13 protein-coding genes and 3 pseudogenes are annotated in these 16,221 nt (G+C 43.1%); 3 read left to right on the top strand and 13 right to left on the bottom strand.

What is annotated here, in order from left to right; translation table 11 throughout:
* Positions 1–90: 90 nt before the first annotated feature.
* The 4 genes and pseudogenes from ACTWJ7_RS02715 to ACTWJ7_RS02700 form a co-directional block, all read right to left on the bottom strand.
* A pseudogene (locus tag ACTWJ7_RS02715) lies at positions 91–2,189 on the bottom strand (TerD family protein).
* 408 nt (positions 2,190–2,597) lie between these two features.
* Positions 2,598–4,102 (bottom strand): annotated as a pseudogene (locus ACTWJ7_RS02710) (malate:quinone oxidoreductase).
* A gap of 538 nt (positions 4,103–4,640) precedes the next feature.
* Positions 4,641–4,868, bottom strand: a complete 228-nt coding sequence (locus ACTWJ7_RS02705; RefSeq protein ID WP_024629609.1) for a helix-turn-helix domain-containing protein — start codon at positions 4,866–4,868, stop codon at positions 4,641–4,643.
* The gene (locus ACTWJ7_RS02700) at positions 4,814–4,996 is read right to left on the bottom strand and encodes an RNA polymerase sigma factor (RefSeq protein ID WP_443146333.1); all 183 of its coding nucleotides are present in this window, start codon (positions 4,994–4,996) and stop codon (positions 4,814–4,816) included. The genes ACTWJ7_RS02705 and ACTWJ7_RS02700 overlap by 55 nt, the downstream gene beginning before the upstream one ends.
* Before the next feature lie 513 nt (positions 4,997–5,509).
* Between ACTWJ7_RS02700 and ACTWJ7_RS02695 the strand changes: the two genes are divergently transcribed.
* Both ACTWJ7_RS02695 and ACTWJ7_RS02690 read left to right on the top strand, forming a co-directional pair.
* A complete protein-coding gene (locus ACTWJ7_RS02695; protein WP_024629607.1) occupies positions 5,510–6,037 on the top strand; it encodes an N-acetylmuramoyl-L-alanine amidase family protein in 528 nt (175 codons plus the stop codon).
* 136 nt (positions 6,038–6,173) lie between these two features.
* Positions 6,174–6,368 carry a hypothetical protein gene (locus tag ACTWJ7_RS02690; RefSeq protein ID WP_024629606.1) on the top strand — a complete coding sequence of 65 codons (195 nt, stop codon included), beginning with the start codon at positions 6,174–6,176 and terminating at the stop codon, positions 6,366–6,368.
* 604 nt (positions 6,369–6,972) lie between these two features.
* Here ACTWJ7_RS02690 and ACTWJ7_RS02685 read toward each other — a convergent pair.
* The 4 genes from ACTWJ7_RS02685 to ACTWJ7_RS02670 form a co-directional block, all read right to left on the bottom strand.
* The gene (locus tag ACTWJ7_RS02685; RefSeq protein WP_079348329.1) at positions 6,973–7,377 is read right to left on the bottom strand and encodes a hypothetical protein; all 405 of its coding nucleotides are present in this window, start codon (positions 7,375–7,377) and stop codon (positions 6,973–6,975) included.
* Between the two features lie 75 nt (positions 7,378–7,452).
* Positions 7,453–8,574: a WXG100 family type VII secretion target gene (locus tag ACTWJ7_RS02680; RefSeq protein WP_443145100.1), complete on the bottom strand. Its 1,122-nt coding sequence runs from the start codon at positions 8,572–8,574 to the stop codon at positions 7,453–7,455.
* Positions 8,575–8,751: 177 nt separating this feature from the next.
* A complete protein-coding gene (locus ACTWJ7_RS02675; protein ID WP_443145099.1) occupies positions 8,752–9,027 on the bottom strand; it encodes a hypothetical protein in 276 nt (91 codons plus the stop codon).
* Positions 9,024–9,554: a hypothetical protein gene (locus ACTWJ7_RS02670; RefSeq protein WP_301880571.1), complete on the bottom strand. Its 531-nt coding sequence runs from the start codon at positions 9,552–9,554 to the stop codon at positions 9,024–9,026. The genes ACTWJ7_RS02675 and ACTWJ7_RS02670 overlap by 4 nt, the downstream gene beginning before the upstream one ends.
* A gap of 213 nt (positions 9,555–9,767) precedes the next feature.
* On the opposite strand from ACTWJ7_RS02670, the gene ACTWJ7_RS02665 reads away from it, so the two are divergent.
* Entirely contained in the window at positions 9,768–10,106 is a 339-nt protein-coding gene (locus ACTWJ7_RS02665) for a helix-turn-helix domain-containing protein (RefSeq protein WP_079348333.1), read from the top strand.
* A 178-nt stretch (positions 10,107–10,284) separates the two neighbouring features.
* Here ACTWJ7_RS02665 and ACTWJ7_RS02660 read toward each other — a convergent pair whose 3' ends face one another.
* The 5 genes and pseudogenes from ACTWJ7_RS02660 to araA form a co-directional block, all read right to left on the bottom strand.
* Entirely contained in the window at positions 10,285–11,517 is a 1,233-nt protein-coding gene (locus ACTWJ7_RS02660; protein WP_079348334.1) for a Fic family protein, read from the bottom strand.
* Between the two features lie 79 nt (positions 11,518–11,596).
* Positions 11,597–12,463, bottom strand: coding sequence for a GGDEF domain-containing protein (locus tag ACTWJ7_RS02655; RefSeq protein WP_443145098.1), 867 nt, complete (start codon positions 12,461–12,463; stop codon positions 11,597–11,599).
* The gene (locus ACTWJ7_RS02650) at positions 12,448–13,290 is read right to left on the bottom strand and encodes a histidine kinase N-terminal 7TM domain-containing protein (protein ID WP_443145097.1); all 843 of its coding nucleotides are present in this window, start codon (positions 13,288–13,290) and stop codon (positions 12,448–12,450) included. The genes ACTWJ7_RS02655 and ACTWJ7_RS02650 overlap by 16 nt, the downstream gene beginning before the upstream one ends.
* A 340-nt stretch (positions 13,291–13,630) precedes the next feature.
* Positions 13,631–14,400: pseudogene (locus ACTWJ7_RS02645) on the bottom strand (AAC(3) family N-acetyltransferase).
* Between the two features lie 194 nt (positions 14,401–14,594).
* Positions 14,595–16,019: an L-arabinose isomerase gene (gene araA / locus ACTWJ7_RS02640; protein ID WP_301880572.1), complete on the bottom strand. Its 1,425-nt coding sequence runs from the start codon at positions 16,017–16,019 to the stop codon at positions 14,595–14,597.
* Between the last annotated feature and the right edge of the window lie 202 nt (positions 16,020–16,221).

Raw genomic sequence — 16,221 nt, 5'->3', positions numbered from 1 at the left:
AATTCCAGCATTCGCCACTCATAAACCCAAACAAGAGCAGCTCTCCGCTGCTCTTTTCTGTCTACGCATCCGTATTCACATGTGATCGACTCAAGCTAAATATTCCGCCATAATCTGCTCGATATCGAATGGGGTAATCCCTTGCTCCACCGAATAAATCGTATCCGCCTGTTCTATCGTGTCCACCAATTCACCTCGGGCCTTGGCATGAAGCGTGAACAAGTCGTACAGGTCCGGTTTACGCATCGTGGTCAGAGCTTTGCCCATCAGGACCATCCCTTTTTGATTGCCCTCAACATTATTGTAGTAATCCGGGTGTCTGGTGAGCGCCAGATCGGTCCAGATTACCGTACGCTCCACCAGATCCATAATGACGGGAATCGCAATCTGCGTATCCGCAGTAATATCGATTTTGTTAGCCACTGTGGACGGCTCGAAAATCTCCCCGGAACCCGGCTTCTTCCGCATCATCCAGCCCACAAAACACTCCGGCAAATCGCAATACGGATGACTCGTAAAGGAAAGCAGACTCGCCACCACATAACGTCCGCCATAAGCAACGATCGACGGAATGTGCAGGTCAATGAACTCACTTGCACCATGAGGCGCTGTCACGATATCCCCGCTGTGAACGGCCTTGTAGTTGGATGAACGCAGATTCGTATAGGAGATATGCTCCACATAGTTCCAGTTCTCATCGTACATCACCGCAGACAGATCGATATCCACGCGCCCCGTTGCTTGACCATTCACGGTCCCTTCCTTCCACCAGTTGAAGCAACGAATTGTATCTCCTTCCGCCATCGGCACCCGGCTTCCCCGTACAATCGTATGAAGAGCCTTGCTCGCCGATCTTGGGAAAAGGGCACCAGATAATTATGGAGCTGCGGATCGACATACGTCTTCCCAAGCGAAGGAAGGGCTGCAAAGCGCTGCACCAGCGCCTGTTCACACGCCTGCACAACGTCGAGACAAGTGCCCTCGTCTATCTTCGGAAGCTGATTCGGAACAGCAAAAGCTTTCGCTACATTACCTTTGGGGAAAAATACACGCAGATCCTGCGGCTCATTACGCTGGGCAAAATGCTGTTTTACCTGCAGCAATACCGGGGTTGATACGTGCTCCAGAATTTCACTGAACGCCAGCAATACATATTCCTTATCCGTGGTAGAGCGCAACAGGTGATCCAGTCTTCTCGCAAACTCACCCGGGCGCTGCTTCAACAGCTCAATCAGACTCCACACATTCTGGTACTGGAAGGCAAGCTCCACACTCCCGTTAAAGGTCGTAAACGGCTTGTTATTCCGCAAAATATCAAAAGCTTCATCACATTGCGGGTACCGCAGCTTATATTCCGAAGGATGCAGAATTTCGCCCAGACGAATCCAGCGATCCTTGTAACGGAGCATATCTTCCGTAATCGAACCGCTTTGTTCCAGGAGACCAAGCAGCAGTCGTCTCTCACGCCGCTTGAATTTACGGAAAGGCGAAGCTACAGCCAGGCTGACATCACCATCCGACCAGGCCACAGCGAGACGAAGGACATCCGTTGCCGTTCTAAAATATGGACCGATCCGGTCGATATTGGCCTTTTCGTGCTTCAATAATGAAGCTACCACGAACCCCACATTTTCCTTGAAAGGAATCTCGGCTGGCAACAGCGGATCCACTTCATCCGGTTCCGCATGTTCCAGCACCGTATCGATATCTGCTTTGTCTGTCCCCGAGATGGAGCCCTTCGCTTCGATCAGTTGGCGGATGAGCGTCTGAAAGTCTGCCTTGTTGCCGAGGCCAATGACTTTCAGGTTTACTTTGTCCAGCAAAGGCACTCTTTCCACGGGTTCACGATTCGGATATACCAGGGTCAGATAATGAAGGATGGCGTTCAGGTAGAGCTCCACCTCATCTTCCTCCATCACCTGCGTTGGAAATCCAGGATACATCGGTTTGTAGTCCACATGCGCGCCGACCATAATTCTCAGATCAGCCACAACCTGGGCAACCAATGCTTCAAACTGTTCCTTGGATAACGTTCGCACGGCTTGCATCAACTCATTCGAGAATGTGTAGCCAAGCGTTTCTATATTTTTAAGGGCAGTCGCCAAATAAATCTTCGGCAGCTGTTTCTCCCCTTGTTCTTGCTCGATCATGAGTTTGTTCGCTCTGCGCAAATAGATGGTATTGTTCATGATAAAAGAGTCCAGGAAAGCCATATCCCTACAATTGGTGGTCTGCTGTAGAAGGAAGGAATATGATAGCCTGGACGCCTCCTCTCTGAATTGAGATCTTCAGGAAAGCGGCGACCCTAAGTTCGCCAATGAAGTTAGAAGGAAGGATCGCCATAGCCTGAAGGCCAAAGGTCCGAAGTTCGTGACCCGAACCTTTGATGAACCCATCATCTCAGATTCCACGATCTCCCAACAGGGCGAAAGTATTACGACTGGTTAAATTAAAAGAAATGCTCTGACTTGCGTGGAGTAGTTCTGAACAGAAGAGCAGCATACAACTGAAGGTCATTTTAAAAAAGAGCTAAGCGCGGTTTTTAGCCGGCTTAGCTCTTTATCACACCCACTATAGAAGAGGAAACATACAGCTCGTTACATCCGAACGACTGATTTCTCAGCCGTCAGCCCAAGCACTCGAGCGGTTGAAGCATGAACCTGGTTCAGAAGATCGAGGTTCTCTACAAGTGATTTACCATAGGAAGGAACCATTTCCTTAATCTTTGGCTCCCACGCATCCATATGCTGCGGGAAACACTTCTGGAGGATCTCCAGCATCACGTGAACAGCAGTCGATGCACCCGGTGAAGCACCAAGCAATGCTGCAATCGAGCCATCCGCCGCAGTGACTACCTCCGTGCCGAACTGAAGCGTTCCTTTGCCGCCTTGAGCCGTATCCTTAATCACCTGCACACGCTGGCCCGCCAGCACCATATCCCAATCATCGCTCTTGGCGTCAGGAACAAAGTCACGCAATTCGGCCATACGTTGTTCCTTGGATAACATGAGCTGTTGGATCAGGTATTTCGTTAATGAAATTTCTTTGACGCCTGCCGCGAGCATCGTGAGCAAGTTGTGCAGCTTCACGGACGTAATCAAGTCGGCATTGGAGCCCGTCTTTAAGAATTTTGGCGAGAATCCGGCAAACGGTCCAAATAATAGCGATTTTTGATTCTCGATAAATCGGGTGTCCAGATGCGGAACAGACATCGGTGGAGCACCCACCGAAGCTTTTCCATATACTTTGGCATGGTGCTGCTCCACGACTTTCGGGTTTTTGCACACCATGAAGATGCCGCTCACCGGGAAGCCGCCAATATGTTTGCCTTCTGGAATGCCGGATTTTTGCAGCAAGTGCAAGCTTCCGCCACCCGCACCGATAAAGACGAATTGCGCGGTGTGCCGTTCGACGGTTCCGCTCTTCAGATTTTTCACGGCTAATTCCCAAGATCCATTGCTTGTGCGTTTCATATTCTTCACGCTATGTTGGTAGTGGATATCCACGTTTTGTTTCTTCAAGTGTTCCATTAGCATACGCGTTAAAGCACCAAAGTTAACATCCGTACCGGAGTCAATTTTGGTGGCTGCAATCGGTTCATTGCCCGTGCGGTTTTTCATCATCAGCGGAATCCATTCCGCCAGTTTTTTCTTATTATCCGAGAATTCCATACCCACGAACAACGGATGTTTTGCTAACGCTTCAAAGCGTCTTTTTAGAAACAGGACATTCTGCTCTCCATGTACATAACTCAAATGAGGAAGCGGCATAATGAAGTCCCGCGGATTACGAATCAGATTGCTTTTGACGAGATAGGACCAAAATTGCCTTGAGATTTGAAAATGCTCATTCACCGTAATGGCTTTGCTAATATCTACGGATCCGTCTGGTCGTTCAACGGTATAGTTAAGTTCGCACAATGCAGAATGCCCGGTTCCGGCATTATTCCATTCGTTGGAGCTTTCCTCCCCGCACTGGCGAGCTTCTCAAAAACCTTAATATTCCAGTCTGGTGCCAATTGTTTAAGCAAAGTTCCCAAAGTTGCACTCATAATTCCGGCACCAATCAAGATAACATCTGTACTCGTTTGTCCCTGGCTCATGTCTACCGTCCTTATATCCTATATTTGCCAAAAGGATGTAAGCGTTATCGATTTGGCATTGCAGCAAGCCCCATTCTTGAACAGGCCCGCCCCTTCTCTGAATGAATATAACCTTGATCTAGTGTATCAATAATATGGGTCAATTTAAATATGCAATTTGAAGATATTTGCTATTCCATCAGTATACGCTAGTTTATGTCAGATAGATAACCCGGTTATAGGGCTGAAAGATTAATTTGTTCAATAAAAAGTATCCTTCGGCATTGCATTTATCGAATTGGTACAACTCATATCTAAGGATCGGACTATTATCATAATTTTGGTCAGTTCATAGACCTGAAATATTTTTATTTCTTCTGTATAAATTAACAATCTTCCCAACGAAATTATATGTATCTTTATAATATAGTTCTTGTTCAGTTTTGGATGCCAACATGCTGCATCTTAAATATATTTTCTTAAAGGAACCCTTTAGCCCGAACGCTTTTAAAAGAGTGTTCTGACTAAGGGTATTGAATACCTCATTACGTAAGGGAACTTAATCATTGTACAGTTCTCCTTGCATAACAAACTCTAAAAATTCTGTTGTTATTTCTGCAAACGCATCTTCATCAGGTAAATAAATAAACTTACTCAAACGCTTAATATCATCTTCAAATAATTCAATCAATTTAATAATAGCTGTAGAATCCTGAGTTTTAGCTGCAACAATTAGTTCAACGAATTCATCCTCTGGGATAATTGTTTGAGCATCCTTTTCTTCCATTTGTTCACCGCCTGTTGACTCATATTTAAATGCTGTGCAACTTCTGCTTCAGTATGACCTTCAATGTAAACTTTGTGTAGGATAGTCTTGCCTTGGGGAGGTAACGATTGCAATAGTTGCTCTACCATAATTTTATTCTCCAAGTTTGTTATGAAACTCCCCCCAAGGAATTCAATATCATTAATAGAGCACTCACGTTGTTTTACTTTTTTAGCACGATATTGCACTCTCCAACCAATACGATAAACTTCTGTCTTATAGCGTTCGTATGTTGTTTGTGGTTGTGATTGTTTCATTCCTCATCCCCTTTTATTATTTTAATTTGTTCTACTTAATATATAGGGAAGTATGAAATTGAAATTACAACCAAAAACAGAACATTTGTTCTTATTTTATTATAGCATTTTTCATCATATTTAGAAAGCTATAGAATCCAATAACTAGAAGTTTATCTAGACTTCTAAACTGTAAAGCAAATAAATATACAATTTTAAATTGACAGGTGTATCCTTATCTCCCTGTAACCTAAATAATTTAATAATAAAAAATCACTGGTTGTATAAAATGTTTTTTGATTTCCCTTATATGTGAGAGGCAATCCTGAACAGGATGTCTTATCATAACAAAAGGTGGTTAATTATATGAGTTTAAGCGGAAAAAGTTTTATTATTGATCCAGGACATGGTGGCAAGTATGACGGTGTAACTTCTGGAAGTCGTAAAGAAAAAACAGTAACTCTAAATTTTAGTAATATCCTTAAGAACAAGCTTGAAGCAGAAGGTGCAAAGGTCTATATGACTCGAACTACCGATAAAGACTTTGGTGGAACTAATGCTGATGATGATATTAATAAACGCGTTAATTATATCAATCAAAATATGCCCGCTGTATCGGCATTGATAAGTATCCACGTTAACACTTACAAAGGAAGAATTGGTCCATTCTATCAAGAAGGTACAGTAGCGTCCAAAGCATTCGCCCAGGCCATTGCTAAGGAATATGGTACAGTGGCGCACGAAGGGAACTTTGCAATTCTACGAGATACAACACGCGCGAGCCAGAAAACATTGATTGAGATTGGACAAATCATTGAAGGTTGGTTGGATAATACCAAGGATCTCTCAAGTACTGCTGATTTTGTAGTTAAAGGAATCAAAAATCACTTTTAAGTATTAAGTACAAAAAAGCGAAGCTCCGGCTTCGCTTTTTCTATATTTTAAAACTTTAACTTATAATATAATGATTTAGATGGGTTTAATGTTATAGACTAAGAATAATCAAAAAAAATTATGAGGGAGAACGTTGATGATTATAATAAGTGTGGTATTGCTGGTCGTAGGCATTATTTTTATTATTCGTGGACGAGCTCTGGAAATTAGTAGTCAAAACAGAAAAACAATGCTCTGGATTGGGTCTGCTCTTATTGTAATGACCATATTTCTAGTCATTATGGGGATTTTACAAATTACAGACATATCAACCAACGAGCAAGGGCATTGAGTAAGCTTGACATTGAGGAAATTTTGTTTGCAATGCCTGTATAAAAATCTCTTATTTTTATAGCTTAATTTCAGTTTTTTTATCTAATCTTTCCACTTGTTAACAAGCGACAACAATCGATTAACTCTGAAAAGAGTTCAATCGGTCGTTGTCGCTTTTATTTATAGAAATCTTGATTTAAAATACTAGCACTTAATTTTAGTTCATCTATTATCATTCCTTATCAACTCTCTATATAGCGATGTCGCTAATATCTTGTACTGAAATATTTAGATGTCTCTAATACTTATGAGGATGCTGCACCACTTACAACCATTTCGCCTTGTCTTATGGTAAAACTCCCGCCTTGCTCAAAGAATTTTATTTTCGGTCGTAAAGATCGATGTATTGAATTGCTTCATCTAATCCTTGATCTATTAATTCAGCAACTTCTAAATAACCGCAGCAAATTACCTTCACATAAGAATTTCCTAGCGTGTCCAGTTTTGAACAGGCTCGATATAATTTTTATTAAACCTATTTAGAGTTACGTATACAAGGTAACGACTAAAAATACAGCCCTGGTAACTGCGTTATCGTTTGAAAGTATGTTCCTTGATTTCAATCAGTCGTATTCAATATACACGCTGCAACCGTTCGTTTTGGCTAGTTCTAAAAATGTTGATATCTGATGTGCTACTTCTGGGAGAGTAGGAACAATATTCTTAACATTCTCTATTTGCTCACCAGTTACTTTACTCACATTGAAGGAATTAAATAAATGAATAGCTGAATCAAGGTCCTGTATTTCCCATGGACTTTCCTCATACCAACCTTCATGGGCATAGTATCCTTGTAGAATACCATTGTCTGTAGACTCATACTGGCACATAAGATCTAATAATGTCTCAAAATATCCATTCCACATTTTCAGAATATTCCTTTCGATAGGGTTCTCAAAAAGAATTAATATCTCGGGTTGCCCTTCAAATCCAACATAAAAGGAATCATTAACTAGTTCTTCTTTCATCGTATTACTCCTTCCAATGTCCTTGATCTAAAATCCTGACTTGTTCCGGCGTAGCAGTACCTGCTTTTCGTGCAGCTATTGCATCATACCACTTATACCCCTCAACCCACTCGCTTTCTCCAATCTTGTAAAAAGACTGTGGCCTGTTGCCCCATTACCCGGAATTGTTCTTTGAATTACCCACGTGTTCCCTTGGTCAATAGGGGCACCAGATGTTCTAGTGTGCCATCTAACTTCATACTTATATGTCTCGTCACTCCATTTATAGGTTATCTGTTCATAGCCATCATTCATTGATTTAGCTTTCATATTCGCACTTTCAGGAATCTCAATTGGAGCAGTTTGAGCATATCGTTTTGATATAGCTAATTGTTCATCTACATTCATATCAGAGAATTTTTTATTAGCTTCTATCTTTCCATTAGAACCTATGCCCTGGTCCTTACCTGTCTTCTCTTTAGCAGCCTCCATATTCTTCTTAATTTTCGTCACGGCTGGACTAGATGATGGTAAGCGAAATGGCCCCTTGCCGCCCGGCATGCTCCCGCGAACCATCTGGATCGCCATAAACACTTGGGCAAATTTTAGAGAGGTAACCATGGTTTGAGCATAAGAATCAGAGACAGATTCACCTGTATAGGGATGTATTCCATTCTGAAATGCCTTGATCTGTAGTGTAAATATATCTTCCCCAGGCGGTTCAACCTTCACAGCTTGCATGCGATTAAAGTCCAGATTTCCCTGATCCTTCTCATAAGCCTGAAGGGCAGCCTGATCCGTAACACCTTTCTCGTTCACAGGCATCCATCTTCCAAACATAGAGTTATATGCCATCCGATAGCCCTTATCACCCGAGCTTGAATCACCTGCTGATTTGGTCATCATAGCCGCGGCACCGACTGCTCCAGTTGCACCACCCAGACTTACCAACTGAGCATCTGCATCCTGGAAGCGCGTAGCGATGTCCTTCAATTCCTTGGATGTGTTCACCATACTCTCCAGCGCTTTATCCAGTATAGGGCGCGATTGCTCAAACTCATAGTAAAACCGCTCCTGCGTCGCACCCATCCACATCATCTGAATGAACATGATCTGTCTCGTCAGATCACCACGTATATGCTCCAACTGTTGTTTGGCCTGATCCACCTGATTCGATACGTGATGTAGTTGCTCAGGGGTTACTTTGATTGTACTCATACGTTTCTCCGCTCATTTAAAATAGGATTAACCAATGTTAGCAGAAGTTTGTATGACAGACCATCCGGCTAACATCCTGATTTGACCATTTCTAAAACATAAGCTGTACCACTCATCGGTGCTATGGTCCTATATGCATTTACCCATTTCAAAGCACTTATCACCAGCAAATCCCCCTTACCCTATCTCCTCCAAAAAAGCCCGATACCGCCCAATCTGCTCCACTGTCGCATCTTCCCGCAACGATTCTAGTAGTGCTGCGCATTTTTTGAAATACGGATTCATCTCAAGCTCATCCGCTAACCTGAGCGCCTGCAAAATGAACTCCACCGCTTTCTTTTGCCTCCCCATCCCTTGTTCGTATAAAGCCCGGTGAAAACAGTAATGGTACATATGATCGTTGTTTGAAGAATCTATTTCTCTGCCACTACCTTGAACCTGACTCGCAATCATATGTAAAACTCGATCAATCTGCCATCGATACCGGACCGCCGCCCCACAATCGTTCTCAGACCTGCTATACATTCATCTGGGTGCCCTAGCAGAAAATTCACATACTCCTCCAGCAGCTCTGCATGCCCCGCATTAATCTCCAGCGCATACCGATTCACCTGTGCTCGATGCCTAAACTCCTGAACTACCTGCATTCCCGCCTCATCCAGCTCTTCCATCCATCCTAGTTCTGCATACTGGTCGATACACGCCCGCGCCTGATCCACCTGTCCCATCTTCTGGTGAGCCATACCCCGCATCAAATGACTGAACCCGTAATAGTAGACCAAGGGACGCTCAATGTGTATATCTGGTGCATGCACTCCCTTTGACTGATACTCCTGCCGCTCTTCATGGATAGACTGCACACATTGATATAACATGTCCGCCCTCTCCATCACCTTTTTCCAATTTTCAAAAGCCACAGCCATGTCCAACATTTCAACAATGATGTCTGGTTTGAGTGATTTTAGGATAGATGCTCGCAAAATGTTTCCTCCTCTAATTTGGGATAGGATAAGAAGTATGCTAATTCCGTAATATCACAGCTTAATTAATTATTTTCCTTTTAGAAACTCCAAAGAAGTAGTACAATAAAATAAATATAGTACTTAATCGCAGCTTTTTCAATATATTTTACCGCCTTTATATCTCTGCTATTTACAACGATACTCTCCTAACCTTTAGGAGAGGTGGTTAATATGTCAACATTACGGAATTCAGTTGGAGAACGGATTAGAGAAATTCGAAAGGCGAAGGGTTGGACACAACAACAACTTGCAGAGCACTCGGGACTCGATGATGCATATATAGGTTCTGTGGAGCGTGGGGAAAGAAATTTTTCTATTGATACCTTGGAAAAAATTGTTACAGCTCTAAAAGTCTCAACTTCTGATGTATTCATTGCTATAGATGAGGATGAAGAAATCTCACTACGACGTAATGCAATTGATGAATACTCTGTAGTCATTAACGAGCTTAAGAAGAACCAAATTGAAATTATGAAAAAAATCATAAACGAGTTGAAGAATGCTTTTTGAAGCTAAGCTTTAGCTTATGGCTGTTCTCTTTCTAAGTAGATAAATGACCTAAATTAATCAGCCAGCTTTGCTGAAGAGGGTTATACACATCAGAGCCGATAATGCCTATAATAATGTATATTTAGATTTTCAGACTAAAATAAGCCCTTTCCAGGCTTTCAGGAAAGAGCTTAAAAATTCATGTAGATAAAATCGTTTCAATACAACCATCACAAACTTGATACGATTTTGGTTTTTTACTTACTAATTTAACATATCCCTCTTGAACTAAATAATCCATGACTTTGTTGATCATATGTCTGGACATATTAGACAGTTCCATTAAATTTTGCACAGACAAGATCATTTTATCCGCTACAAATACATTAATGCTAACGATTAAATATAATATGTTTCGTTCATCTTTATATTCTTCCCATCGATCGCTATTCATATATTCCTTAATTCTCTCCAGTTTCATTAGGTTTATTTCGAGATCTTCAATAATCCCACTCTGTCCACTGGAGAGTAATTCAAGCATATGGATTAAGAAAAACGTCATATCTCCTTGATTCAAAGGAAAAGCTATTTCCTCTAATGCCTTATAATACTTGGGTTTATCCCTATTTACGGCATAAGAAAATGTTATAGCTGTATACTTATCCAAATAATGGGATAGATAACTTCCCACTATTAAGCGGCCTGTTCGTCCATTACCATCATAAAATGGATGAATGTACTCATAATAATAATGAGCAACCATGTACCGATATAGTGGGGGATGTGATTCATCTTTTAGATAATTAACGAGTGCTCCCAAGGCTTCAACAATATTTTTCTCAGAACTTACACCAATATGTGTTGTAACAAAGCCATCATTTATTTCGACATGACCTTTACGGAACAAATCACCATCAGGAATGTCCTCGAGTTTAATTTCATCTGCCACTAGATCGTCATATAATGTCCTAAAATCGTGAACATGTTCAAAAGGCTTGATTTGATCCATATAGCGATATGTTTTCATGAGTCCCTGAAATCTCTTGTTTTTAGGCTCCGACTTTCCCACTTCATTTAAAGCGTCTTGTAATTCCTTCTTTGTGCTACGTATTCCTTCAATTTCGTTGTTACTCTGAGCCTCATTAATAATAAGCTTATCAAAATAAGGTTTTACTATAAAATCAGGCAGCTTACTAATAAGCAGAGAAATTTGGGAGCTATTTAATAAGACCTGATTATTCAGAGTCATTAATTGATGAGTATTTACATAAAACAGCTCGAAAGATTCTGGTAGTTGCTGTCCTTTTCTAAACCCTCTGATCATTAATCCTGTTAGGTAACTACCGTAGCTTTCTTTTCTTTTGTTTAATTCAATATGATACGACTCATGATCCAATTTATAATATAGCTTAGATAACTTCTCATACTTCATAAAATCACCTTTCTATTTTTAAAAATTGGACGTTTTTTAAATTATATAACCATTATATCCACAATTCAATTAAATATTCTCACAGAACAACCCGCTCAAACTCCCCAAACTCAATCCGATTACGGCCATTCTGCTTCGCCTGATACAACGCCTTGTCTACCGCAGCGAACAGCTGAATCAAATACCCCTCCGGATTGTCCGGTACATGCTCACATTCAAAATCCTCAATAGACAAAATCCCTATGCTAATCGTAATAGACACCTGTTCGATCTCATGATCCACCACAATGAGGTTCGACTCCACCGCTAATCTCACGCGTTCCGCTATTTGTTGGGCTAACTGGCGTTCGGTATGCGGAAGGTAGATCATAAATTCCTCCCCGCCATATCGCGTTAGAATATCGGTACTCCGAATGGATTCTTTGACGGCCTGAGCGGTGCGTTGCAGCACTTCATCCCCGATGACATGTCCGTAGCGATCATTGATCGCTTTGAAGTAATCAATATCCAGGAGTATGAGTGAAAACGGTGTTTTGTATTGAATGTTGGTGATGACCTCGTGATTCAGGTGTTGGGTCAGGTAACGGCGGTTGTAGCAGTTGGTTAGACTGTCCGTTAGAGCGAGTTCCTCCAGCTTGCGATTGGCCTCGGACAACTCCAGACGAATGCGATCCAGGGCATGATTGCGCTCCTGAAGCGTCTCATTCTGTCGATTCATTTCTTTGACATAGAAGCGCTCTTGAGAGACATCCTGGAACGTAACGATATGACCAATAGGTTTACGAGAAGAATCCACAATCGGAGACGATTGGAGAATATAATGACGCATAATGTCGCGCTGCGTGATAATTTCAATTTGAGACAGGATATTGTCCTTTTGTTTATACTGATCCAGAAACGTCTGACTGCTGCCCTCTACACGAACAGAATTCAGAAATGCTTCCATATCAAAAGAATCCCCACATGCAGATCCATGAAGGATCGGGAGGCTTTGTTCAATTCAATAATCATCTCATTCTCATCCAATACAAGGATGCCGTAAGGAATGGTATTGATCACATCCTCATGGGCGATGGAAACGAGATCGAACACATTGTATCTTTTAATCACATAAACGAAGAAAAGGTCAGACAGGAAAATCCCCAGCGACGTCAGTCCGGGAATAATGAAGGGTAAATACGCTCTTAGAACTACATTAAGCAGAGCGTCGATGGTTGCAAAAACAGCCAGCACGAATATGCCCCATAGCGTAACTTTCACCTGGTTTTTAATCATGGTGGACGTTCGTGAAGAATAAAGTGCCCGGAACAAAATAAAGAGGGAAGTCACAAAGTAGCTCACGAGTACAGCCATGACAACCCAGAACCAGGGTCCATAGGCCCGCTCAACATAACCGCCTTCCAGCGGAGTTACAAACCAGCTCCACGGGTTCAGGACCACGCCTACAGCGCCAATAACCGCGGGAATAAATAGCAGGAAGGATCTTATTTTGCCTAATCGCTCCGCCTCACCAGTAATAAAGATGGTAAGCAGCAGCCAACCGCCCCCGAGCAAGGAAACCGCGACAAAAGATAACGTAACATAGAACAACTGCAAGCCGGGATCATCCGTCAACGTACTCGCAAACTGACAGAATGGCCACAGCATCATCAACCCATGAAACAAAAAGTAAACCTTATGTAAGTTCGTAATTCTAACTGTAGCAAAAACATATACGTATACACCAAACAATAGGACGAATAGAAAGAGATCATACCATACTAATGGGCTCACGAATCTTCTCCTTTTTGCATGCGACAACGAGGATAGTATTGAACTGGGGTATTTCATAACGCTGCTTACGCTAATGTGAACCTTCGATAAACCTATAAAAGATATTCCTACAATGTGCTATTGGTTAAATTAACCACATCTTATCATACCGCTACTGGACTGAGTAGCCCATACAATGGCAATCCAGCCAACCTCTGATTGAATTTTTCGCAATTTTTGCGTTTTCGTGAAAGAATTTGAACGTTTGGATGCAAACCGGGAGGGAAGAAGACCTTGTTAGCTGTCGTAGGAGGTACGGAAATGCGTATATAGAGCCCTCCGTCACCGGACGGCCCACTCCTCATTCGTACATCGCTTCCAAAGGTAAATTGTCCGAGAACAAATCCGGATTATCTTCCAGCATGTCCGTGATTACTTCTGTCAACATCGCCGCATCGCATACTCTGACGACTGCATCACCAAGCTGCCCCTTACGCATTGCTCCTTTACGCTCAAGAACGTCATCCACTTTCCAAAAGTGCTCCGACCACGACAATCCGCAATGTCTACGTGAAGGTACCGAAATCTCGGTTCCATCGGGTAAAACTGTGCTTAACATCTCAGGCTCATCCGTTAACCTGCCGGGATGTCCACCCATTCTTCGATGCCATGGATAAACGTGTTCCTCCTCAGATCAACGCCGACCAAAAGGATGGTGGCCTTCCGATCAAGCAGCTTACCCCAGGCAGAGCCTCTGGCACATGGTGTATCAAAAAGATGATCGTCCTTCGTAAATGCTTCGGCATCCCGTCCCAGAGCAGCTACCGAATGTGTAGGGTGCCAAGAACGTACTACGTCAGGCCGTTTGCGAAACAGCTCAGGCAGAATACCGACGCAGCAGGGTGAAGATTCCACGTGGAACATCGGATTGTCCGCATTGATCGTGGACCATGTGTGCGTTGGCAGCACCAGCAGTCCTTCCTTCATATACTCGGTCAATGCATCCAACACCGTATCCGCGCCGCCTTCGACTTCGCCCATGCTTTTCATGGAAGAGTGAATGAGCAGCGTTCCTTGGTCGTCGATACCGAGCTTGCGCAGTTGGTGGAGTAAACTTTCTTGGGTATGCATCATTAATGGATAACCTCCTTTGGGCTATTATAGCAAAATAGAACGTAGACGACGGTACTAACATTATCCTTTGTCTTGGAGAGAGCACAAGATCCGTTTCTGACCAAATACCATGCGTCTCAGAGCAAGATAAAGGGCCGGGGAATCCCCCGGCCATAAGGAAAGAATTTGTATGAGTTCATGAATAACAAAACTTATTTAATCACAACGTACTCCAGGTTCACCAATTTAGCATAAGTAACAATCTGGTCTGTTGTCAGGTTCAAGGAAACTACGGTATGGTGACCGCCGCCATTCTCGATCCAATCTCTGACCCCATCCTGGAAGTTGGGCTTCACATTCCACAGTACACGGGCTACTGGCAGATTAGGCGCTGGAACCGTCGGTTCAAATGCGGATACTTCGTTGATTAACAGTTTGTAATGCGTACCGAAGTCTGCCATGGATACCACGACACCTTCTCCTGCTTTGCCGTCGAATACGAGACGTGCAGGATCTTCACGATCGCCAATACCCAGTGGGGACACGATGATTTTCGGTTTATTGCTGGCGAGTGTCGGGTCAACTTCAAGCATATGGGATTGAAGGATCGCCTCTTGACCAGCCGCCATTTCGTACGTGTAATCCTCCATGAAGCCCGTGTTTTCGTTATGGGCCATAACTTTAAGCAGGCGGTCGAGTGCAGCCGTTTTCCAATCGCCTTCACCTGCGAAACCATACCCTTGGGCCATCAGGCGTTGTACAGCCAGACCCGGAAGCTGCTTCATACCATGCAGATCTTCGAAGTTGGTGGTGAAGGCACTGTATCCACCTTCGTCCAGGAAACGTTTAATCGCAATTTCATAACTTGCTTGTACACGTACGCTAGCTTCCCAAGCTTCTTTGCTGTTTGTGCCATAATCGAATTCATACAGCTCCGCATACTGAGCGATCAGATCATCGATTTCTTGCTCTGTTACGACATTCACGTATTGCACAAGGTCGCCGATACCGAAATAATCAACTGTCCATCCGAATTGGATCTGTGCTTCCACTTTATCTCCTTCGGTCACGCCCACGTTGCGCATGTTGTCGCCAAAACGAGCAACCTTGATGTTGAAGCTTTCGTTATAGGCAACCGCTACGTCCATCCAATCCGCAACCTGCTGCTGCACTTCTGGGCGCTCCCAGTAGCCAACAACGATTTTGTTTTGTTTTCTCAGGCGTGCATTGATGAAACCATATTCGCGGTCACCGTGAGCCGCTTGATTCAGGTTCATAAAGTCCATGTCGATCGTCGCCCAAGGAATGCTTTCATTAAATTGTGTCGCCAGATGAAGCAACGGTTTTTGCAGCAATTTCGTACCCCGAATCCACATTTTTGCAGGTGAGAACGTATGCATCCAGGTGATCACACCCGCCACTTCGTCACGATAGTTCACTTCTTTCATGATGCTCGTGATTTTATCTGCGCTTACCGCCAAATCCTGCAATACGAGCGGGTATGGCAGCACGCCACTTGCATTGAGAGCATCCGTGATTTTCTGTGCGTTGGCTTTAACCTCGCCCAGTGCTTCTTCCCCGTACAGATGCTGTGAACCTACGACGAACCAAAACTGTTTAGCTGCTGTTGTTGACATGTAATCATCCTCATTTCATTTTTATAGTCGAACATATGGGTTTACACTTACTGCTCCGATTGCAGTACCATCTTCCGATCGCTGGTTATCCCCGGATTTTTTGAACCCTTTTTTAAAGGGAAAATCCTGTGATAAACGCGAGCGCTCCGCTTCTTCAGATTGGTTCTGCACTCTCCGTTACCGTGTAAAAATCAGGCACTAC

Source organism: Paenibacillus sp. 1A_MP2 (assembly GCF_052244825.1).
Lineage (GTDB): Bacteria > Bacillota > Bacilli > Paenibacillales > Paenibacillaceae > Paenibacillus > Paenibacillus vandeheii.
This window is presented reverse-complemented; position numbering and strand designations above follow the sequence as displayed.

Excerpts from the sequence above, each read along its gene's own strand:
- ACTWJ7_RS02705 (WP_024629609.1), bottom strand. The coding sequence starts at position 4,868 with ATGGAAGAAAAGGATGCTCAAACAATTATCCCAGAGGATGAATTCGTT.
- ACTWJ7_RS02700 (WP_443146333.1), bottom strand. The coding sequence starts at position 4,996 with ATGGTAGAGCAACTATTGCAATCGTTACCTCCCCAAGGCAAGACTATC.
- ACTWJ7_RS02695 (WP_024629607.1), top strand. The coding sequence starts at position 5,510 with ATGAGTTTAAGCGGAAAAAGTTTTATTATTGATCCAGGACATGGTGGC.
- ACTWJ7_RS02690 (WP_024629606.1), top strand. The coding sequence starts at position 6,174 with ATGATTATAATAAGTGTGGTATTGCTGGTCGTAGGCATTATTTTTATT.
- ACTWJ7_RS02685 (WP_079348329.1), bottom strand. The coding sequence starts at position 7,377 with ATGAAAGAAGAACTAGTTAATGATTCCTTTTATGTTGGATTTGAAGGG.
- ACTWJ7_RS02680 (WP_443145100.1), bottom strand. The coding sequence starts at position 8,574 with ATGAGTACAATCAAAGTAACCCCTGAGCAACTACATCACGTATCGAAT.
- ACTWJ7_RS02675 (WP_443145099.1), bottom strand. The coding sequence starts at position 9,027 with ATGATTGCGAGTCAGGTTCAAGGTAGTGGCAGAGAAATAGATTCTTCA.
- ACTWJ7_RS02665 (WP_079348333.1), top strand. The coding sequence starts at position 9,768 with ATGTCAACATTACGGAATTCAGTTGGAGAACGGATTAGAGAAATTCGA.
- ACTWJ7_RS02660 (WP_079348334.1), bottom strand. The coding sequence starts at position 11,517 with ATGAAGTATGAGAAGTTATCTAAGCTATATTATAAATTGGATCATGAG.
- ACTWJ7_RS02655 (WP_443145098.1), bottom strand. The coding sequence starts at position 12,463 with ATGGAAGCATTTCTGAATTCTGTTCGTGTAGAGGGCAGCAGTCAGACG.
- araA (WP_301880572.1), bottom strand. The coding sequence starts at position 16,019 with ATGTCAACAACAGCAGCTAAACAGTTTTGGTTCGTCGTAGGTTCACAG.